20 protein-coding genes are annotated in these 19451 nt (G+C 40.6%); 11 read left to right on the top strand and 9 right to left on the bottom strand.

Features of this window, described 5'->3' with window-relative positions; all coding sequences use genetic code 11:
- Nucleotides 1–229: 229 nt before the first annotated feature.
- The 3 genes from LZT21_RS11670 to LZT21_RS11660 are packed head-to-tail and all read left to right on the top strand — an operon-like array spanning nucleotide 230 to nucleotide 1350.
- A complete protein-coding gene (locus LZT21_RS11670) occupies nucleotides 230–508 on the top strand; it encodes a type II toxin-antitoxin system RelE/ParE family toxin (RefSeq protein ID WP_233990968.1) in 279 nt (92 codons plus the stop codon).
- 16 nt (nucleotides 509–524) lie between these two features.
- On the top strand, nucleotides 525–833 hold the full coding sequence (locus LZT21_RS11665) for a HigA family addiction module antitoxin (RefSeq protein ID WP_233990966.1): 309 nt from the start codon (nucleotides 525–527) through the stop codon (nucleotides 831–833).
- 16 nt (nucleotides 834–849) lie between these two features.
- Nucleotides 850–1350, top strand: coding sequence for a hypothetical protein (locus tag LZT21_RS11660; RefSeq protein ID WP_233925006.1), 501 nt, complete (start codon nucleotides 850–852; stop codon nucleotides 1348–1350).
- An 882-nt stretch (nucleotides 1351–2232) separates the two neighbouring features.
- Here the strand turns inward: LZT21_RS11660 and LZT21_RS11655 are convergent.
- Both LZT21_RS11655 and LZT21_RS11650 read right to left on the bottom strand, forming a co-directional pair.
- Nucleotides 2233–2511, bottom strand: coding sequence for a type II toxin-antitoxin system RelE/ParE family toxin (locus LZT21_RS11655; protein WP_233925020.1), 279 nt, complete (start codon nucleotides 2509–2511; stop codon nucleotides 2233–2235).
- On the bottom strand, nucleotides 2511–2720 hold the full coding sequence (locus tag LZT21_RS11650; RefSeq protein WP_233925022.1) for a ParD-like family protein: 210 nt from the start codon (nucleotides 2718–2720) through the stop codon (nucleotides 2511–2513). The genes LZT21_RS11655 and LZT21_RS11650 overlap by 1 nt, the downstream gene beginning before the upstream one ends.
- Before the next feature lie 154 nt (nucleotides 2721–2874).
- On the opposite strand from LZT21_RS11650, the gene LZT21_RS11645 reads away from it, so the two are divergent.
- The gene (locus LZT21_RS11645) at nucleotides 2875–3384 is read left to right on the top strand and encodes a hypothetical protein (protein WP_233990965.1); all 510 of its coding nucleotides are present in this window, start codon (nucleotides 2875–2877) and stop codon (nucleotides 3382–3384) included.
- A gap of 96 nt (nucleotides 3385–3480) precedes the next feature.
- On the opposite strand, the gene LZT21_RS11640 is transcribed toward LZT21_RS11645, so the two are convergent.
- Nucleotides 3481–4956, bottom strand: a complete 1476-nt coding sequence (locus LZT21_RS11640) for a sulfatase (RefSeq protein ID WP_233925015.1) — start codon at nucleotides 4954–4956, stop codon at nucleotides 3481–3483.
- A complete protein-coding gene (locus tag LZT21_RS11635; RefSeq protein WP_233925016.1) occupies nucleotides 4953–5921 on the bottom strand; it encodes a tripartite tricarboxylate transporter substrate binding protein in 969 nt (322 codons plus the stop codon). The genes LZT21_RS11640 and LZT21_RS11635 overlap by 4 nt, the downstream gene beginning before the upstream one ends.
- Nucleotides 5922–6044: 123 nt before the next feature.
- Here LZT21_RS11635 and LZT21_RS11630 point away from each other — a divergent pair, with 123 nt between their 5' ends.
- Entirely contained in the window at nucleotides 6045–6770 is a 726-nt protein-coding gene (locus tag LZT21_RS11630) for a GntR family transcriptional regulator (RefSeq protein ID WP_233990963.1), read from the top strand.
- Nucleotides 6771–7582: 812 nt separating this feature from the next.
- Here LZT21_RS11630 and betC read toward each other — a convergent pair.
- The 4 genes from betC to LZT21_RS11610 form a co-directional block, all read right to left on the bottom strand.
- Nucleotides 7583–9169 (bottom strand): choline-sulfatase, encoded by a 1587-nt coding sequence (gene betC / locus LZT21_RS11625; RefSeq protein WP_255696531.1) that lies wholly within the window; start codon nucleotides 9167–9169, stop codon nucleotides 7583–7585.
- A 5-nt stretch (nucleotides 9170–9174) separates the two neighbouring features.
- The gene (locus LZT21_RS11620; protein WP_233990960.1) at nucleotides 9175–10164 is read right to left on the bottom strand and encodes a tripartite tricarboxylate transporter substrate binding protein; all 990 of its coding nucleotides are present in this window, start codon (nucleotides 10162–10164) and stop codon (nucleotides 9175–9177) included.
- A complete protein-coding gene (locus LZT21_RS11615; RefSeq protein WP_233990958.1) occupies nucleotides 10161–10853 on the bottom strand; it encodes a GntR family transcriptional regulator in 693 nt (230 codons plus the stop codon). Before LZT21_RS11615 ends, LZT21_RS11620 begins: the two co-directional genes overlap by 4 nt.
- A 276-nt stretch (nucleotides 10854–11129) precedes the next feature.
- Nucleotides 11130–11921 (bottom strand): class II glutamine amidotransferase, encoded by a 792-nt coding sequence (locus LZT21_RS11610; RefSeq protein WP_233990956.1) that lies wholly within the window; start codon nucleotides 11919–11921, stop codon nucleotides 11130–11132.
- Between the two features lie 314 nt (nucleotides 11922–12235).
- Between LZT21_RS11610 and LZT21_RS11605 the strand changes: the two genes are divergently transcribed.
- From LZT21_RS11605 to LZT21_RS11585, 5 genes are read left to right on the top strand one after another with little or no spacing between them, the layout of a single operon-like run.
- The gene (locus tag LZT21_RS11605; RefSeq protein ID WP_233990955.1) at nucleotides 12236–13231 is read left to right on the top strand and encodes an ABC transporter substrate-binding protein; all 996 of its coding nucleotides are present in this window, start codon (nucleotides 12236–12238) and stop codon (nucleotides 13229–13231) included.
- A gap of 6 nt (nucleotides 13232–13237) precedes the next feature.
- Nucleotides 13238–14005, top strand: coding sequence for an ABC transporter permease (locus tag LZT21_RS11600; protein ID WP_233990953.1), 768 nt, complete (start codon nucleotides 13238–13240; stop codon nucleotides 14003–14005).
- Nucleotides 14002–14787, top strand: a complete 786-nt coding sequence (locus LZT21_RS11595; protein ID WP_233990951.1) for an ABC transporter ATP-binding protein — start codon at nucleotides 14002–14004, stop codon at nucleotides 14785–14787. The genes LZT21_RS11600 and LZT21_RS11595 overlap by 4 nt, the downstream gene beginning before the upstream one ends.
- Nucleotides 14784–16592, top strand: coding sequence for an allophanate hydrolase (gene atzF, locus LZT21_RS11590; protein WP_233990949.1), 1809 nt, complete (start codon nucleotides 14784–14786; stop codon nucleotides 16590–16592). Before LZT21_RS11595 ends, atzF begins: the two co-directional genes overlap by 4 nt.
- Nucleotides 16593–17291 (top strand): GntR family transcriptional regulator, encoded by a 699-nt coding sequence (locus LZT21_RS11585; RefSeq protein WP_233990947.1) that lies wholly within the window; start codon nucleotides 16593–16595, stop codon nucleotides 17289–17291.
- 390 nt (nucleotides 17292–17681) lie between these two features.
- On the opposite strand, the gene LZT21_RS11580 is transcribed toward LZT21_RS11585, so the two are convergent.
- On the bottom strand, nucleotides 17682–18569 hold the full coding sequence (locus LZT21_RS11580) for an NmrA family NAD(P)-binding protein (RefSeq protein WP_233990945.1): 888 nt from the start codon (nucleotides 18567–18569) through the stop codon (nucleotides 17682–17684).
- 79 nt (nucleotides 18570–18648) lie between these two features.
- Between LZT21_RS11580 and LZT21_RS11575 the strand changes: the two genes are divergently transcribed.
- The gene (locus LZT21_RS11575; protein WP_233990943.1) at nucleotides 18649–19044 is read left to right on the top strand and encodes a helix-turn-helix domain-containing protein; all 396 of its coding nucleotides are present in this window, start codon (nucleotides 18649–18651) and stop codon (nucleotides 19042–19044) included.
- Nucleotides 19045–19451: the final 407 nt, after the last annotated feature.

Genomic DNA, 19451 nt, shown 5'->3' with positions numbered 1-19451 from the left:
CTGCCAGCAGGCTATCAATGAGTTCTTGGGGTACTGCTCGTTTTGCTGCTTCGGTCATCATCATTACTCCTATGGAGTGGGCTTTTACCCATTATTAGACCGTTTACACAAAATTTAGTACACCCCCCGGAGGGGGTGAGCGTTACTTTAAATAATACTTAGAAAGACGATTGATTAATAATTTAACTACACTAGTTGCATAGCGTATAGTTTCAGTATACAATACATCATGATTAAAACATTTCGCCATAAAGGCTTGCAGCTCTTTTTTGAAACAGGTAAAAAGTCTGGAATCCAAGCGGCTCATGCGAATAAGCTAGGTAGGCAGCTAGCTAGATTACATGTTGCAAAAAAATGGGAAGATATGAATATACCTGGTTGGGGATTGCATCTTTTAAAAAATAAGCTAAAGGATCACTATTCAATTTCGGTAAATGGAAATTGGCGAATGACGTTTAAATTTGAAGGTGAAGATGTAGTACTTGTTGATTATCAAGATTATCACTAAAAGAATAGGAATAATGATGACTAAAATGTATAACCCACCCCACCCAGGCCTTACTCTGAAAGAGGACATTCTTCCAGCGTTAGAACTAACCGTAACAGAAGCTTCAGAACAGCTTGGTGTAACTCGAGCTGCTTTTTCTAGAGTGATCAATGGTAAAGCTGGTATTTCTCCAGAAATGGCTCTTCGTATTGAGGCATGGTTAGGCGAGAAAAATGGAGGTAGTGCAAGCGTTTGGCTAGCTTTACAGGCAGCCTATGACTTATGGCAAGTTCGTAAATCTGGACTACCTAAAGTCACACATGCATTGATTCCAGTCTTAGCCTAATCAGAGACACTTTTCAATGTTTTATTTACACTGCTCAAAACAATTGTTAGATCGAGTCTCTTCAGGCGTCAACGAACCCGCTGGAAAGGGAGACAATATTTTGGGTAATTGGTATGCTAAGGCAATATTTTCAAAACCACAGGTAGCCTTGTTTGTAAATGAAAGAACCCTGCTACCAGTGTTGATGCCTCTAGCCCCAGCATCGAACTTAGTAGAGCGATTCCCACAATACCTATTTAAGATCTTGCTATCTCAAGGTGTAAGCGAATCTTTTATGCAACAGGAATTAAATCATCTTGAGAAGGTAATTTATTGCAAATCAACTAATCGCAGCATCATTGGTATTTTAAATATGTTCACCTATCACCTAGAAGGTTATCAGTCCATGCATTATGTAGATGATTGCTACTCACTCTCAATGATGATGGCCGATACTCCCTGTGGACCACTTTATAAAAGCACAATCACACCTGGTAATGCACTTAGGGAATTCGCTCTGAGCGGAACAATTCACTGATTTATAGATCCTGCACCAGCGTCACTTAAAGTAACGCTCAAAATACCGAACCCCCACTATCGCTAGTGAGGGTTTTTATATTGGTGGGCCCACCAGGACTTGAACCTGGGACCAAAGGATTATGCTTACCACTACAGTTTTCACTGCCTGTTTCCAGTTTGTAGTCTGGACTGTCTCTTGTCTTTACGACCTACCCGTACAGTCTCTACACCTTCTAAGCATTACTGCCTAGCTTGGCTCGGGATTACCACGCTGTTACACAGAGGCTTCCCCGAATTTGAGTAGTTCTACATATGAGCAGAGCAAACTTACTCATATGCAACCCACTAGCAATAAACCCTGGCACTTTTGGTGCTGTAGGTTTACTGCAGTTAAGTCCTCTGCTCTAACCAACTGAGCTATGGGCCCTAAAACTCGTACATTAATCTTATTTACTACACACCTCGGTTTTTGCCCTGGTGTGTAAGCGGTGTGTAAGCAATTTTGACCACCTATTTCACCACTAAGCTCTTGAAATCATTGAGGTCTTTGTTACAAGACCCCTAGGGCTTCTTTCTTATGAGGCAGACATCCAAAGAAAATCATTAGGATTTCAAGAGGTTACAGCGCCTGTTTATCGGTGTGTAGCGTTTTGTGTAGTGAAATAATTCATCTTTTAAAAAATACTCTCGAACTCTTTGGTTTTCGAAACTACAGGATTTTTACAGTAACCATTTAGCACTTCATTGCTCCAAAGTGGTTTTACTTGTGGCCTAACCGTTACTTTAAGTAACGCCCAAAAAGACTTGCTATTGGCTGATGTGCCTAGTGACCATAAGCAGTGGCCATTAGGGCAAGGGGAAATTGATTCGTATTTAAGAAAAGCTCTAGAAAGCTAAACCGCTACTCACCTTGGCGCTTTAGGTCTCTATAGAAATTTTCATGTGGGCCAAAAGTTAATAGTTTGATGCTTTCTGTATCTAAAATTCGATAGGCTAATAAACATTGTTGCTGTGATATTCTAAATTTATAAACATACACACCTAGCAAATCCCCAACCTTCGCTTCGCCAATAGCCGGATCTTTGCAGATGAGTTTTAGCGCAGCATCTAGTTCTAGTTTTTGTGGAGCATGCAGTTTTTTAGTGGCCTTTGCAAAGGTGGCCGTAACCAGTAAGCGCATTAACTAAAAACGTACTCGCCAACTACTGGCTCTTGATCGGCAATCAAGATCTCGCGAATCAAAGAGAACGGTAAATCTGGGTTTTCTTGAGCGATCTTGCCAATTTGCGACCAATACTCAATCTGCTTGGGTACTGAGCGATGCTCAACACTTCCAAACACTTTGGCTTGCTCAACTAGGTTTTCTGACAATTTCACGTTAATAGACATGATGGTTCTCCATTAGGTAGTTCCATTATAGCGCAATAAGTTCCTTTTGGGAACCTTTATAAAAGACCATTTTATTCATTGTATGCAGCCAATTCCTGTTTTTGAGCCTGCTTTGTTGATTTGTACGCAAAACTAACCCAATTAGCGCCCTAATTTGCAACCAATTTCAGACCAACATCCGCTCAATATAGGCTGTAAGTCAAAGATAACAATATCATTTGGATGGATTAAAGTTAGATACAAATGGTGGATCAGTTTTAGATGCAAATCAACAGACGTGTGTTTTGGGGAAAGGGTCTCACGTCAAGCGCCAAACCTTCAACAGTATTTATCACAAGAAACAACGCAAGGGCCAAAACGCGCTTGCTGGAACTCGTGGATTGCACCCCATAACTGGGAAGGATTCTTCTTAAATTTTGGAGATATGCTTGCCAGAAGCAATGATCTTAAAAATGCAAAAGTAATGTATGAAGCAACGAAGTTATCAAAGACATACAAAGAATGGCCATACAAAGACGTGGCCGAAAGACGTATAGCCAGTCTTAATCAACTGCCATCTCTACTAAATCGAAATCCGCCTGAAGATCCTGAATTTACATCCATGATTAATTCCAAATTTTCATGTATGGGCTGTCACCAAGCCATCCAAACGAATGCTCAGTGAATAGTTTAAAAAAATACCAACCCTAGAGTTGGTATAGTGATTATTGGTGGGCCCACCAGGACTTGAACCTGGGACCAAAGGATTCCCCTTAAAACCCTAAATACGCATTGCTTTTTGTGGTGCGCGACTTGTTCGGCGGTTTGCGGATAGCGAACCACGTGAAAGCCAACTCAGACAGTCTATTTTTAATTCATCCCGAAGCGTTCGCACTGCCTCAATTTCCCAGAGGTTATTTACTTCACCCGGATCAGAGCTTAAATCGTAAAGTTCGCCATAGCTGTCATCAAGATATAGAACAATTTTCCATCGAGTATCTCGTCGCATCAGAATAAACTCACTACCAGTTTGTATATGATCACGCGCAAGTTCTGCATAAACTACATCGCGTGGCACATAATCTGGCAAACGCATCAAGGACCCCCATAATGATTTAGCTTCAAATTCTTCAGGGATATTTAATCCCGCCGTCTCTAGAATAGTTGGAGCAATGTCAAACATCTGCACTAGATCGTTGCGAATACCCGGCTTTATATCTAGATTTTTTGACCAAAATATTAGTGGCACTCGCACAACAGAGTCATACATAGTCCACTTTTGAATATGGCCATGATCACCTAAAGCATCAGCATGGTCAGACGTAAAGATCACTAGAGCATTATCAAGATACCCTCGATCATCAAGCGACTTCATTATTTGGCCTACCTGCTGATCAATCATGCTTACGTTCGCTGCATAGTGACGACGCAAATTAAGAAGATCATCTTGACTGGGGTGGTTTCTCCAGGCAATTGAATCAAAATTAAAGTCAATCATATTTTCTCGAAGCTGATGCTGGGCATTTGGCTGAGCCTCAATCTCTGCTTCTTTCACAATTGGTAATGGAATGTCAGTATCTTTATAAGCGGCCAATGCCTCTGGCAATGGATCATATGGAGGATGTGGTCCAGGAAAGCCAATCTGCAAGAAAAGTGGGTCTTTATTTTTTCGATCATCAATCCACCAGCAAGCCATTTCACCAATAAAGTTATCTGGATGCATATCTGGATCAAGGTCCCAGGCGAATGCTCCAAGTGCTTTTTTAAATTTTTCTGGGTCAGATTCAAAACGATTATAGCGAGACGGCTTAATTAATTTACGTGCATGTAAGGCCTTATCCCATTCATCATAGATTGCACGATCACGTTCTTCAAGAAAAAGTGGGCGATCCTTATTTTCGATAATGAAACGCTGATGAAATCCGCCTGGAGCATCGTAAGGGTTAATATGCATCTTACCTATATTTACACAGTGATAACCTTGGTTAGCTAAGCTGCTTACCCAAGTAGGTTCCCAGGGCTGGAAATTGCTAAAAACCTGACACCCATGAGGGTACCTTCCGGTAAACAAACTAGCGCGAGAGCCAACACAAACTGGAGAAGTAACAAAACATTCCGTGTAAGCAGCGCCCTCATTTGCTAATCGATCTAGATTCGGTGTTTTCATCCATGGAGCGCCTAATGCTCCAATCGTATCTGCCCTTTGTTGATCGGTCATGATTAAAATAATATTTGGACGTATCATTTCTTTTGTCATTCTGGCTTAATCTCCGCAGTTGTAATCACAGTCTTCCATTTATCTAATTCATTTTTTTGAAATGCAAGAAATTTCGTCGGCCCTGTAACTGAAATCTCATCACCTTGTAGGGCTAATTTTTCCCGTAATGCTGGAGATTTTGCCGCTGCAGCAGTTGCCTCATATAACCTCTGAATGATAGGCTGTGGAGTTCCTGCGGGCGCAAACAATCCAAACCAAGCGGAGGCAACAATGTCATAACCCATTTCCTTTAGCGTGGGTATATCTGGAAGAACGGAGGAGCGAGACGCGCCAGTGGTAGCTAGAATTCGAACACGGCCGGCTTGCGCTTGCGTAAGGACTACTGGCAGATGATTTTGTGTAAATAGAACTTCATTGGAAAGCACCGCAACCACAGCCTGACTACCTCCGGGATATGGAATATGCATAGCTTTTGTTCCTGTTTTTTGCTTTAATAATTCAACAGAAAGATGTGGAAATGTTCCTATGCCATTGGAAGAATAGTTGACGCTATCACCTTTATTCTTCAGTATTTTAAAAAACTCATCGATTGACGCAATGCCAGAGGCTTTGTTTACAGTCAGCGCTAAAGGCCCCTCAGTAAATTGCGTAATTGCTACAAAATCTTTAATAGGCTCATATCGCAACTGCTTATACATTGCAGGCGCAAAAGCATGGGTTGCGGCGCCACCTAATATGATCGTATAGCCATCAGCAGGTGCGCGCGCGACAAATTCAGCGCCGATTGTCCCGCCTGCCCCAGGTTTGTTAACTACAATCACCTGCTTCCCAAGCTCACGGCTCAACTGGTCAGCAAGCAAGCGGCCAGTAATATCAACAACACCTCCGGGGGGGTATGGAACCACTAATTGAATTGGCTTATTTGGATATTCCTGAGCTACTGCTAGGCCCGATATCCATAAATTGAACAATAGCAGTACTGTATTTCGAATCAATATGCGCACATCTATCCCCTTTCAATACCTGTTAGAGTGATTTTTTATAATCTGCATATCATTCTATATTTAATCAGACTTGTCAATCTATAATTAAACATTAAAAATTAAGGGAATAGGGCCAGATAAAAAATGCGGCATTTTTTTCAATACAGCGCCAGCCCACTATATGCACAAGCGGCCGATGCAATGCGGGAACGTATTGTGAAAGGGGTATGGCCAATTGGGATGCGCATCCCCTCGCTGCCCCTTCTCTCTAAAGAATTTGGAGTTGCATCAATCACAATTCGTCAGGCTGTACAGCTTTTAAAGGAGGAGGGCTTGCTTCAGCCAGAGCAAGGTCGCGGCACTTTTGTAAAAGCAAAACCGTTGGTTCACCCGCAAATGCAAGTGGTGAGCTCACTAGTTGCCCTTGCAGATCTGTACCGAGAGCTTACACCCCGACTGATTCCAATCTCAGAAGGAATAGCAAAGCCAAAGATAGAATCAGATGATGGAATTCCAGCGCCAAAATACCATCTATTGCGTCGCGTCCACTCTTATGAAAAACAGCTGACCTCTGTTATTTCAGCATACATTGATGAGCGAATATTTAAACTTGCTCCAAAGCGTTTCAGAAATGAGCTTGTAATCCCAGTTCTAATGGATCTTAAATCAGTCAAATTAGCATCGGCAAGACAAATCTTGACAATTTCTACGGCAGGTGTAGAGGCTGCAAATGCATTAAACATATCGGTGAGCGCCCCTGTTGCAGAAATTAGGCGAGTATTTTGTGCGCCTGATGGCACTGTGATTTATTTAGGAGAGTTAACTTATCGTGCTGATTTTATTCGGCTTGATATGGACCTCCTGGCCTAAATAATAAAGCTGTTGGTCGTGAGAGTACTTAAACCACAAGCGTTACTTAAAGTAACGCTCAAATGAAAAAACCCCCACTATCGCTAGTGAGGATTTTTATGGTGGGCCCACCAGGACTTGAACCTGGGACCAAAGGATTCCGGTTTGTGTAGCTTTCACTACTCCCTGGACTATGCCTTCACCATATAAAGATCTACATCCTTACTTAGGTGGGTGCCGTCTAGTCTCTACACGTTCAAAGTATTTCTACTAAGCTTCGCTCGGCGTTAGCTTGTGCAGCTTTTAACCACATTTAGCTTTCTCCGAATTTGACACCATCCCTTATGCAGTTTCCACGCATAAGGCACAACTTTCGCTATGAGTCCTCTGCTCTAACCAACTGAGCTATGGGCCCTAAAACTCGTACCTTAATCTTATTTACTACACACCTTAATACACAGTGTTTTTTACAATTCTTAACTAGTTAAAACCACACAAAAACCGCATTTACTACACACCTCGGATTTTGCCCTGGTGTGTAAGCGGTGTGTAAGCAATTTTGACCACCTATTTCACCACTAAGCTCTTGAAATCATTGAGGTATTTGCTACTAGACCCCTAGGGCTTCTTTCTTATGAGAGCAGACATCCAAAGAAAACCATTAGGATTTCAAGAGCTTACGTCTCCTAAATATCGGTGTGTGAGCTTTTGTGTGACTAGATAAACAAGTTCACAAGGAGCAATGCCTCAGTCTTTGGTTTTCGAAAACACAGGATTTTTGAAGCTATGCTCTAAATACCTCGTTGCTCCAAAGTAGTTTTACTTGCCACTGCCTAAATTTCCTTGGGCGGATTGTCTGGATTCGTCGATGCAACAAATGGAAACCGAGCCCTTCCCTTTACTGCTACCGTGCCCTCTTGATCTCCAGAACCCCTGACATATCTTTTCTTATCATTCCGATCGCTCTCGAAAGACCAATTAGGGTAAAGTTTTGATTTTTTTGCGGCACTATTAATCACTTTACGAGCGGCTTGGCTTTGAAGAATTTTAGATTCCAACTCATCGGGATTCCAGTCTTTTAGAACTAATCTTTTTAACTCTTCTTCAATAGAGGCAAACTTTGTATTTCCACTGAGATTAACCATCTCAATGGGATCAACTTCTAAATCAAATAATTGGGATGGATGCCCATGGGTATAGATATACTTAAACTGATCCTTTCGCACCATTCGACAGGGGGCGCAAACGCCCATATCCGAGTATTCAGAAATTGCTATATTTTTCCAGTCTTTAGCTTGACCGGTAATTAGTGGCACAAGACTTTCGCCATCCAAAGTAGTCGCCAAGGCGATTAATTTTTCACCTGCTAAATCAAGAATTGTTGGAAATAAATCGACCAATGAAACAACTTCTGAAATGATTTTTTGCTGATTATTTTTTCTCATTTCGGGAGTGGATATCATGAGTGGCACCCTTGAAGACCATTCAAAAAAGGTTTGCTTAAACCACATACCTCGTTCACCCATCATTTCACCATGATCGCCAGTAAAAATAATCACTGTATTTTCATCAAGCTTCATTTTTTTAAGAGTGTCTAGAATTTTTCCAATCTTATCGTCTACATAACTAATCATGGCATAGTACGCATGACGTGCATTTCTAATATGCTCTTCAGTTATATTAAATCGATCACGTGAATGAGAATAATAAAGCCATTGACTATGCACATCTAAATCTTTAAATGGAATTTCTTTAACTTTAGGCAGATCAATTTCTTCATGCCGATATAGATCCCAATATTCTTGAGGAGCTGTAAATGGTGAATGCGGATGCGTGAATGAAGCTACCATAAAGAAAGGTTTCTCTTCAGGGCGTCTAGCCAAATCATAAATTACTTGGTTAGCAAAATAATCCACTTCTTCATCATAATCTAGCTGCAAACTTCGCTCACAAGGACCTGCTTCAGTTACGGCCCGCATACTAATGCCAGTAGGTGCATTTCTTGGGCCCCCATTCCAATCTGGAACCCATGCAAAATCAGCTGGGTAAATATCGGTCACAGGTCGATGTTCAAACCCATGTAATTGGTCTGGTCCTACAAAATGCATTTTTCCAACTAAAGACGTGTCATAACCCGCTAAAGTTAGATAGTGGGCTATGGTTGGTATTGAAGCTGGCAGCTCAGAAGCATTATCAAAAGCATTAATTTTGTGCGGAAGCATGCCAGTTAACATTGAATACCGTGATGGGGCACAAATTGGAAAATTGCAATAGGCATTTTTAAAAATTGCAGCACTTTTTGCAAACTTATTTATTGCTGGAGTTTTTACAACAGGATGTCCATAAATAGGAAGAGCGGGGGCAGCGAGTTGATCTGCCATGATGAGCAAAATATTTGGATGTGAATTAGATAAGGCCATAACAATTACTCCGGCTTAAGGCCAATATCGCTTACTAATTTAGCGTATTTGGCAGAATCTGATTTAATAACATTTTTAAATTGCTCTGGACCTAAATTAATAATTTCAGTTCCTTGTCCTAGTAATTTTTCAATTACATCGGGATCTTTTAGTACCTTATTTAAATCGGCATTAATTTTTGCAACAATTTCTTTCGGCGTTCCTGCTGGTGCCATAATTCCATACCAAGCAGAAAATTCATATCCAGGTAAACCGCTTTCTGCGATAGTTGGGACATTAGGGAGTGATTGGGATCGTTTAAGTGTTGTGACACCTAAAGGCTTTAATTTCCCAGCTTGAATATTAGATAAAGTAGCTGGAATATTTGTAAACATTAATTGAACTTGACCAGCTAATAAATCAACTACGCCTGGGCCAGCCCCTTTATATGGCACGCCTAAAATATCAACCCCCGCCATCTTTTTAAATAGTTCAGCTGCTAAGTGAGCTGGGCTGCCGTTCCCTGCAGAGGCATAGGCCAATTTACCTGGCTCAGCTTTAGCTAGAGTAATTAATTCAGCCGCATTATTTACTTTTAAAGAGGGATTAACAACTAAAATATTTGGTACCTGAATAGTTAAGTTAACAGGCTCAAAATCTTTGATTGTGTTGTAGGGCATTTTTTCAAAGAGGCTCATATTCACAACATTATTTGAGCTACCAACTAACAGGGTATACCCGTCAGGCAAAGCCTTGGCAACAAAATCTGAGCCAATATTGGTACCAGCTCCAGGCTTGTTTTCCACGACTACGGGCTGCCCCCATAAAACAGATAATTTATCGCCTATAACTCGTCCCATAAAAGAGGCGGCGCCTCCAGGGGCCCACGGTACTATCAACTTTACTGGCTTATTAGGATAGGTATTGGCTTGTGCAAAGGCATTATTCAAAAATACATAAACTGCTAAGAATGAAAATAAAACCGTAATTTTTTTTATAATTATCATTATCTTCATGAAACCAGTTCCTTTAATTTAATGATGCGATTTGACTGATTATTAGTTAAAGTTTGGTGATACATCTCATATGCCCGCACTACTTGAGACCGAATCAAGCGGCCTGCAAGATCTTTATCCTTCTGTTTAATTGCCCCGATTAATGCTTTATTTTCAGCATCAATTTCAGCTGCTCGCTTAGGGTTTGCCCTTAAAAGCGATAGCGCAAATAAAAGAACTAGGTTATTCACCTGATTAAATAGATTTAAAAGAATGTCATTACCGGTACATTTAGCAATAAATCCATGTAACTGCCGTGAGGCTAATAAAAAATCAGATAGACGTCCTTTAGCGAAAGCAGCGTGAGCTTTTCCCCATAATCTTGTCATTTCCTCATGATCAGACGCATTTGAATTATCGGCTGCAATTTGCGCACAGGCCAACTCAACAACCATGCGAGCTTCAAAAATATTCTCAGCATCCCGCAAAGTAATTTCTCTTACGGTATAGCCCCAATTGCCAGCTCTTACAACCATTCCATCAGCCTCTGCCCTTGCTAAGGCCTCTTTAATGGGGGTTCTGCTTAGCCTTAGTTCAGTTGCAATTTGTTGAGTAATAACCCGCTCTCCAGGCAAGATTTTCCCTGTCGTAATTGCATTACGTAAATGGTAATAAGCGTTATCAGCACTAAGCTGTAATTTTGGATTCATATTGGATCCAATTTAATAAAGAAATTCCCAAGTGAGAATACCTATTAACCCTTACTTTTACTATTCAGCGTTCCAATGATCTTTAGTCTTTTAGCGTTACTTTAAGTAACGCTAAAAAAAATACCAACCCTAGAGTTGGTATTAGATTATTGGTAGGCCCAATAAGACTTGAGCCTGGCCTATAGGAGTTTTGATTGTTGGTATTGCTCTAATTGCCAAGGGGAAATAGACTAATTATTAGTCTAGAAAGTATCTACTAAAGTAGTAGCAATTCAGTCAGATAAATGAACTAACTGACACGGCCTTGTTTTTCCATAAAATAACTTTAGATTCCCCTACCGAAGTCCAGTGCTCTGAGTCATCATCAAATGGCTCAGAGGCAATTGTATTAATCATCCTCGACTGACCTTGTTTTTTATGCAGATCAGGTGTGCCATAAAAAAGGGATGGCGACTGATGGTCACTTGAATATCTAAAAGCCCAAATGGATTTGCCATCACTTAAGGCGGCTGATAATCTAAGCGGTTCAGTTGCCCCATAAGCCTCTAAAAGAATATGAATCTTCTCAATCGCTTTTTTGATGCCGCCTACTGGATCTTTCTCTAATCCACAAGATAGTGCCAGTAAGAAAAGAGCCTCACTATCGGTAGTGCCTAATCGATAATTATAGTAATCCTTTGAAATCATGGACTCAATGTCACGACGTAGCAATGACCAATTTCCAATTTGGCCATTATGCATAAAGCTCCATTTACCACAGGCAAAAGGATGGCAATTGGCTCGTGAGACTCCAGTACCAGTAGAAGCTCTTACATGAGCCAAAAAGAGACCACTTTTGACATGCTGACTCAGTTGCCTTAAGTTTTCATCGTTCCAAGCAGGTAAAACATCCTTAAATAGACCAGGAGTTTTTTTACCGCCATACCAAGCTAGTCCAAAACCATCGCCACTAGTGGCAAAGCTTGATTTTGTAGCTTTTAGGCTTTGAGAAATGAGTGAATTCTTTTGTAAAAAAAGGAGATTTTCTAAATAAATCTTTTCTCCAGCATAGGCCATCCATCGACACATATTAACTCCATTGATCTATTTTTATAATATTCCAAAATGGAAAAACCACCCGCAGGTGGTTTTGGTGTTTCTTGGTGGGCCCACGAGGACTTGAACCTGGCGCCAAAGGACTACGCATTAATAATCGTAAGCCATACCCATTGAAATCACTGAAAAAAGCCCTCTACTTCTAGCTTAGGCTTTTTGTGCACCAAATAGATCTATTTTTTCTTTAATTTGGTGCATTCCCTCTTTATTAGGCTCTTTCTCCCAAGCAAACTTGTATACAAGCAAGTACACCAGTTTTCTTTTCTTAACCATAAGGAGCCTAAAACATGAGTCATCAAAAATTGAATATTAGCCGTCGCCGAATCCTGCAGGCAGGGGTCGCTAGCGCACTCACTTCACTTATCCCATCACTGGCTAAAGCTGCTGATGACAAGATTCAAATTGGCTATTGGCCTATTGCCAGTGGCCTCCCCTTTTATGTTGCATTAGAAAAGGGTTACTTCAAGGAAGTTGGATTAAATGTTGAAGGGGTTAAGTTCGCAAGTCCCAATCAAATTGCAGAGGCAATGATTGCAGGACGAATTCAAGGCTCTGCAAATGGCACCGCCTCTGCTGCCTTGGCGCTTGCTGAAATTTCCTCTCCCAATTTATTTAAAATTATTTGTTCCAACCCCTCAAATGTTAAGTATGTTCTAGATGAGGTACTAGTTCCAATTGATAGCAAAGTTAAGGCTATTAAAGACTTACCTAAAGACTGCAAGTTTGGATGTGGGCCAGGAATACAAAATGTCACCCTCGCCAAAATTATTCTTGAGAAGAATGGCTTGGGTAATATTCAACCTATAGAACTGCCTGTTGGGCAACATATTCCTGCATTAGCAGCAGGACAAATTGACGCTGTTTATACCCTCGAGCCATCAGGCACGATTGGCAAGGTAAAAGGTCAATCCCGCTTATTAGAGGCTGGTGTTATTTCTAAGTATGTTCTTGGTGACCCTATGGCACCTTGGTTTGGTGGCTCCGCTTCGCTTACCACCACCGTGATTAAAGAGCGGCCAGCAGATGTGAAGAAATTCATAGCGGCCTATGCAAAAGGTGTTGAATTTGTGCGCAAAAGCCCCGAAGAATCACGTAAATCAATGGATGGATTCACAGCAATTGATGAGTCTATCGTGAAGGAAGTGCCATTAGCCAATTTTGTGATGTATAACGAATTTAAGCCTACCGACATCGCGTATTTTCAAAAATATTTTGACGTCTTTACTGAACGCAAAATATTCACGCGCATTGTTGATGTCAAACCATTAATCTATGTTGGTTAAGAATTAATGCCCATTAAACATTACCTTCTAAAACTATTACCGTTAATCGGCCCCATTGCATTATTTTTGCTTTGGGAAATAGTTTTAGATTCCAAATGGGTCAAGCCGGTATTGCTACCTCCACCGGGAGAAACTCTGTTATTTATGGGCAAATCCTTTGTCAGCGGATCAATTTATGTAGATTTATTTGCGACCATTAAACGCACTTTTTATGCGTTTGCCATTGCCACGCTCGTTGGGGTTCCACTAGGAATTATGTTGGGTAGTAATGAAAAAATCTATCGTAGCGTTGAGTTTTTGATTGACTTTTTTAGATCTACCCCTTCATCAGCATTAATTCCACTATTTATGCTAATTTTTGGAATTACAGATATTAATAAGATTGCCATTGCCGCCTTTGCCGCAGTACTAGTTATTCTTTTTAATAGCGCTTATGGCGTGATGAATGCCAAAAAAACCCGCGTCAATGCTGCCAAAACAATGGGTATTCCCACTCGTTATATTTTTAAAGATATTCTTTTAATGGAAAGCCTTCCGCAAACTTTTGTAGGTTTGCGCATGGGCATATCGATGGCGCTAGTGATTGTGATCGTAGCAGAAATGTTTATTGGCTCTGAAAACGGCTTAGGTCATCGCATTATTGATGCGCAGCAGGTTTTTAATGTCAAAGAAATGTATAGTTCGATTTTGATCACTGGGGCCTTAGGCTATGGTCTTAATCTGTTATTTCTCTTGTCAGAAAAGCGCATAGTTCATTGGGGTGGAAAAGCATGAGTACCATTCTAGATATTCCTGCAGAAATTGGCACTCATGTCACGATTCGTGGCTTAGACAAATCCTTTGGTGGCGTAACTTTATATAACGATTTCAACCTAGATATCCCTAAAGGAAAGATTGTTTCTATTTTTGGCCCCAATGGCTGCGGTAAATCCACCCTGATCAATATGATCTCAGGATTGATGCCTATTGATTCTGGAGAAATCTTATTTGACGGAAAAACTTTAGAGAAAACTACCATTGGTTATGTATTTCAAAATTATCGAGATGCTCTATTTCCTTGGATGAGCTCTTGGGACAATATTGCCTACCCACTAAAGCGTAGCGGCATGTCAAAAGAAAAAGTCAAAGCAAGAGTTGATGAGTTAGTGGCTTTATTTGATATTAAATTTAATCTAAAGCTCTATCCATATGAGCTTTCTGGGGGGCAAATGCAAACTGTCTCCATCATGCGGGCTTTAGCGCCGAGCCCAGAAATTCTTTTTTTAGATGAGCCTTTTTCAGCCTTGGATTTTGAAATGACACTGTTTATTCGCTCAAAGCTTCAAGAAGCTAATCTAAGTACCGGGGTTACGATGATGATCGTATCTCATGATTTAGAGGATGCGGTATTTTTAGCTGACAAAATTTTATTACTAACAAGAAGGCCGACAAAAATTGCCGAGTATCTTAACTTTACAATGGATAAACCAAGAACGCCCGAAAGCGTTAGTGCCGATGAGTTTATTAAAACCAAAGCCTTAGCCCTAGAAATATTTCAACGGGAGATGAGGGCATGATTACCATTAAAACGCTATTGCAGAGATACCGGATGGGAGAAGTTACGCCGCGTCAATTTATTGTCGAATTACTTCAAAAAATTCATCAGGTAAAGAATGATTGTGCTTGGATTGCCATTGCATCTGGTGACCAAATTCAAAAGCAATTAGATAATTTAGACCGCTTAGCCAAAGAAAAAAGTATGGAGCAATTACCACTCTATGGAGTGCCATTTGCTATTAAAGATAACATTGATGCGGCTGGTTGGGAAACTACTGTTGGCTGCCCCGACTTTACTTTTTCCCCTCAACAAAATGCCACTGTAGTTCAAAAATTACTCGACGCTGGTGCAATTCTAGTGGGCAAGACCAATTTAGATCAATTTGCTACTGGCCTGGTAGGAACCCGTTCACCTTATGGTGCCGTTCCTAATACTTTTAACCCAGCATATGTAAGTGGCGGCTCAAGTTCTGGCTCTGCCTCTGTGGTCGCCAGAGGATTAGCTTGCTTTAGCTTGGGAACTGATACGGCAGGATCAGGAAGAATTCCTGCAGCTTTTAATAATATTGTGGGCACTAAACCAACTCCAGGCTTAGTGAGTACCCAAGGCGTTTTCCCAGCATGTAAATCGATTGATTGCGTTTCTATCATGACGCTGACGGCTGCAGATGCAGAAACTGTACTTCAAGCTATCAAATCAAATGAGGCTGACCGCAATAACGAACCCCAATTTCATCCAATACCAAAGCCAATTTCTAGTTTTAATATACCTTTGCGCATTGGGATACCTATTCGTTGTCAGTATTTTGATGATGGGGAATATGAAAGTGCTTTCCTTAAGGCCATTAAGGTTACTAAGTTACTCAAAGCAGAATTAATTGAAGTTGATATCGATCCTTTTGTGGAGGCTGGAAAGCTTTTGTATGATGGCCCTTGGGTTGCAGAACGATATGTTGCTACAGAAGATTTTCTAAAATCTAACCCACAATCATTTGATCCTAGCGTAAAAAAAATAATCGATAACGGCTCTAACTACTCTGCTGCGCAGGGCTTTAAAGCGATGTATCAACTAAAAGAATATGAAATTCTTGCAAAAAAATCTTGGGCGAAATGTGACGTAATTATTGTCCCGAGTGCACCAAATCATCCCACGCTTGAGGATTTAAAAAATCATCCCATAATAAAAAATAGTGAACTGGGAACATACACTAACTTTGTCAACTTAATGCGTCTTTGCGCTATTGCAGTGCCTGCTGGATTTACCAGTACAGGACTACCTTTTGGCGTAACGCTTCTAGCCCAAGAAGGGGCTGATGAAGCGCTTCTCCAATTAGCTGCCGATTGGCAAGCCTTATTCAACCTTCCACTTGGCAATTCTAAATATCAAGCTACAGATAGCGAACTCATAGCTAAATCAACTGCTATACCAAGTATTCAACTGGCTGTTGTTGGCGCGCATCTTCAAGGCTTGCCCTTGCATTACCAGCTTATTGATCGACATGTTCGACTCATTAAAGCCTGTAATACAGCAAAATCATATCGCTTATACGCCCTGCCAAATACTAAGCCGCCTAAGCCCGGTTTAGTTAAAGACCCCGTCAATGGCACCAAAATTGCTCTAGAAGTCTATGAAATGCCAATCACTGAGGTAGGATCTTTTCTAGAGCTCATTCCAACTCCACTTGGCCTTGGTAATGTTGAATTAGATGATGGTACATGGGTTAAAGGCTTTATTTGCGAACCCTACGCTATTAATGGCGCAAAAGATATTAGCCATCTTGGCGGATGGAAAGCCTATATTCATCAATTAGGAGCTCAGCAGTAAATGCCGTCGATCATCCCGCTTAATAGCGAGTTTTCTAGCCTAGCAGAACACGCCTATACCGAAATTAAACAGAAAATATTTAATTTTGAAATGATGCCGGGTGATTTAATTTCTGAAGGAAATTTAGCTAAGTTAGTAGCTGTTAGTCGAACCCCGCTTCGTCAAGCCCTTCAGCAACTTCAACATGGTGGATTTATTAGGGCCATTCCAAAAATTGGTTGGCAAGTCGCTACCTTAGATTTTGATAAATTTGATGAGCTCTATGATTTTAGAATTTTAATAGAATTAAATGCTGTGAAATGTTTGTGCATCTCTGAACAAGATAGTCTCATTTTGAAAGAACTTCAAAAAATCTGGTTAGTTCCAAAATCACGCCGAAATTTGAATACTTTAGAGGTCGGTATGCTTGATGAGCAATTTCACACATCCTTAGTTAAGGCATCGGGCAATGAAGAAATGCTCAAAACACATTCTGAAATTACTGAACGCATTAAGATCGTGCGACGTTTAGATTTCACAAAAAATAATCGAATTCATGATACTTACGATGAGCATGCTCAAATTATTAAAGAAATCATAAAAAGAAAAACTTCTGAGGTACAAAAATTACTAAAAAATCATATTGAACAAAGCAAAATCGAAGTTAGAAAAATTACAGTAGGGATGCTCCAAGAGGCAAAAAAACAATCATCAGGCTAATCAAGATTTACGTCTCTTATTGAATGAAAGTGACCTTACAAGCGTCACTTAAAGTAACACTCAAAATACCGAACCCCCACTATCGCTAGTGAGGGTTGTACGACTCGACACATAGTTAACACTTTATACCGGACACATACTTTACAGTTTTAGGCATAGGAGGGACCACTCTATGCCGTGGAATGAAAGTACTGGGTATATGTAAACCATGTGATCGGTACCGGACGTAAAGCATGTGTCCGGTAAGGACCTTTTCATTTCTGGTGGGCCCACCAGGACTTGAACCTGGTGTCTAGGACGTTTGATTGTTATATTAATCAATAGCTTGGGCCTAATCGACTAAGGGCTAGAATGTTCAATTCTAATTAAATTGACTCTAAATGGAGAGAATTATTTCTCAGATACGATTTTTTCACCATTGGAATATTTGCCATGAAAGCGAAACCAGTCTTCTGCAGACATGGCATCGGGCAAGACCTTTTTAAATTCTTGTGGAGTGCCCCTTGGTCCATTTTCGTCTTCATAGTACAAAAACATGTGGTGTAAATCTTTAAGAAACAATTTACGAAGAAATTTTGGCATCGCCAGCTTTGCTTTCACAGGGACACCGCTTACCCTAGATAAGGCTTTGGCTACCTGAGACAAATTACCCTGCCACGCAATAACATCGAGTGTTTTACCCAGCCACTCTTGAGGATTCTTGAACTGAATCGCTGCAGAACGACCTATGTCATAAGTAGCACAATATTTACAGTCTTGTTCAGTTAAAAACTTAACGACACCCTTTTTTAATGGATTCCAGTTGGCTGGATCATCGAAATTCTCAAAAAACGCACAGGGGCGCAAAATTGAATAAGGAACCCCTGACTCACGTACATATTTTTCTAAGGCAACTTTTGCTTTTAAATGCTTAACATGCTCGTTAAAGAATTCAGCATCAGCAACACTCATGAAAATTAAATGATCGACGCCAGCCGCTTTAGCTGCATCAATAGCATCTTGACCTTGCCTATATTCAAGATCAGCATTTGATTTAGCGGCACCAAAGTAATCGGTAATAACAAAAACTTTTTTAGCACCAGTTTCCTTAAATGCTTTGTCTAGATCATAGCGTATTGTGTAATTACAGACTACTGGCTTTATGCCCTGGCTAGCTAATGGACTATTCTCAGATCTAGTTGTTCCATACACTTCAAAGCCAGCATCAAGAAGTGCTCGGCAGACATTACGCCCCACCTTACCAGTGGCATTGAGTACGAGAACTTTTTCTTTTGCCATGATGAGCTCCTTAATGATCCCAATATTAGTTAATGGTATATTTTATATACCTTTATAGAAACATATAAGTAGGCACCTAATGGTAACTATTGAAAAAGAACTCAAGACTTCAACAAATATTTCCTGCGCTGGCAACAGTTGTGAGATTCGGGATGCTTTTATGATGATAGGCGGAAAATGGAAAAGCATGATTCTCTATGTTCTCTCATCTGAAGGGGTTGTTCGATTTAATCAACTCAAGAAAAAAGTCAGTGGGATCTCTCAAAAGATGTTAACGCAACAACTGCGAGAACTAGAACGAGACGGACTTATCAATAGGCAGATATTTCTGGAAGTTCCACCACGCGTTGAATACTCAATGACTCAACTTGGCTTAAGTTTGGGTCCAATCTATGAGGCGGTTCACAATTGGAAGCAGGAGAATTACAAAGCAGTTAGCAAATGTCGTAGTCAGTATGATGCCAATTTAAATTAAGTGATGAGCCCAAATAAACCACCCGAAGATGGTTTTAGGGCTTCTTGGGGCTCAGATCCGAATCGACCAGGGTAAACCACCCACCCCTAAGAGTTACTTAAAGTAATGCTTAAAAAAAATACCAACCCTAGAGTTGGTATTGTGATTCGTGGTGGGCCCACCAGGACTTGAACCTGGGACCAAAGGATTCCGGTTTATGTTAGTTTCCTAACTCACTGGACTTTGCCTTTAGCTAAGATTGGGATTGATCTTATTGCGACACTTAGCAACCATCACTGCAGCTAGGCCGTCATTAAACCTAAGCACCAAATCCTCATAGATGACTAGTGCCTCAACATATAAGCCATTCATATAGAGATCAAATGCTTTCTTGGTAAAGATGCAAAGCTCTTTTTCAATCTCTGTTG

The sequence above is a fragment of the Polynucleobacter sp. IMCC 30228 genome, assembly GCF_021395205.1.
GTDB lineage: Bacteria > Pseudomonadota > Gammaproteobacteria > Burkholderiales > Burkholderiaceae > Polynucleobacter.
The sequence above is the reverse complement of the archived record's forward strand: the minus strand, read 5'-3'. Positions and strand labels throughout refer to the sequence as shown.

What these genes read in the sequence shown, in the direction of transcription:
- LZT21_RS11670 (WP_233990968.1), top strand. Translation starts at nt 230, where the DNA reads ATGATTAAAACATTTCGCCATAAAGGCTTGCAGCTCTTTTTTGAAACA.
- LZT21_RS11665 (WP_233990966.1), top strand. Translation starts at nt 525, where the DNA reads ATGACTAAAATGTATAACCCACCCCACCCAGGCCTTACTCTGAAAGAG.
- LZT21_RS11660 (WP_233925006.1), top strand. Translation starts at nt 850, where the DNA reads ATGTTTTATTTACACTGCTCAAAACAATTGTTAGATCGAGTCTCTTCA.
- LZT21_RS11655 (WP_233925020.1), bottom strand. Translation starts at nt 2,511, where the DNA reads ATGCGCTTACTGGTTACGGCCACCTTTGCAAAGGCCACTAAAAAACTG.
- LZT21_RS11650 (WP_233925022.1), bottom strand. Translation starts at nt 2,720, where the DNA reads ATGTCTATTAACGTGAAATTGTCAGAAAACCTAGTTGAGCAAGCCAAA.
- LZT21_RS11640 (WP_233925015.1), bottom strand. Translation starts at nt 4,956, where the DNA reads ATGACAAAAGAAATGATACGTCCAAATATTATTTTAATCATGACCGAT.
- LZT21_RS11630 (WP_233990963.1), top strand. Translation starts at nt 6,045, where the DNA reads ATGCGGCATTTTTTTCAATACAGCGCCAGCCCACTATATGCACAAGCG.
- betC (WP_255696531.1), bottom strand. Translation starts at nt 9,169, where the DNA reads ATGGCCTTATCTAATTCACATCCAAATATTTTGCTCATCATGGCAGAT.
- LZT21_RS11620 (WP_233990960.1), bottom strand. Translation starts at nt 10,164, where the DNA reads ATGAAGATAATGATAATTATAAAAAAAATTACGGTTTTATTTTCATTC.
- LZT21_RS11615 (WP_233990958.1), bottom strand. Translation starts at nt 10,853, where the DNA reads ATGAATCCAAAATTACAGCTTAGTGCTGATAACGCTTATTACCATTTA.
- LZT21_RS11610 (WP_233990956.1), bottom strand. Translation starts at nt 11,921, where the DNA reads ATGTGTCGATGGATGGCCTATGCTGGAGAAAAGATTTATTTAGAAAAT.
- LZT21_RS11605 (WP_233990955.1), top strand. Translation starts at nt 12,236, where the DNA reads ATGAGTCATCAAAAATTGAATATTAGCCGTCGCCGAATCCTGCAGGCA.
- LZT21_RS11600 (WP_233990953.1), top strand. Translation starts at nt 13,238, where the DNA reads ATGCCCATTAAACATTACCTTCTAAAACTATTACCGTTAATCGGCCCC.
- LZT21_RS11595 (WP_233990951.1), top strand. Translation starts at nt 14,002, where the DNA reads ATGAGTACCATTCTAGATATTCCTGCAGAAATTGGCACTCATGTCACG.
- atzF (WP_233990949.1), top strand. Translation starts at nt 14,784, where the DNA reads ATGATTACCATTAAAACGCTATTGCAGAGATACCGGATGGGAGAAGTT.
- LZT21_RS11585 (WP_233990947.1), top strand. Translation starts at nt 16,593, where the DNA reads ATGCCGTCGATCATCCCGCTTAATAGCGAGTTTTCTAGCCTAGCAGAA.
- LZT21_RS11580 (WP_233990945.1), bottom strand. Translation starts at nt 18,569, where the DNA reads ATGGCAAAAGAAAAAGTTCTCGTACTCAATGCCACTGGTAAGGTGGGG.
- LZT21_RS11575 (WP_233990943.1), top strand. Translation starts at nt 18,649, where the DNA reads ATGGTAACTATTGAAAAAGAACTCAAGACTTCAACAAATATTTCCTGC.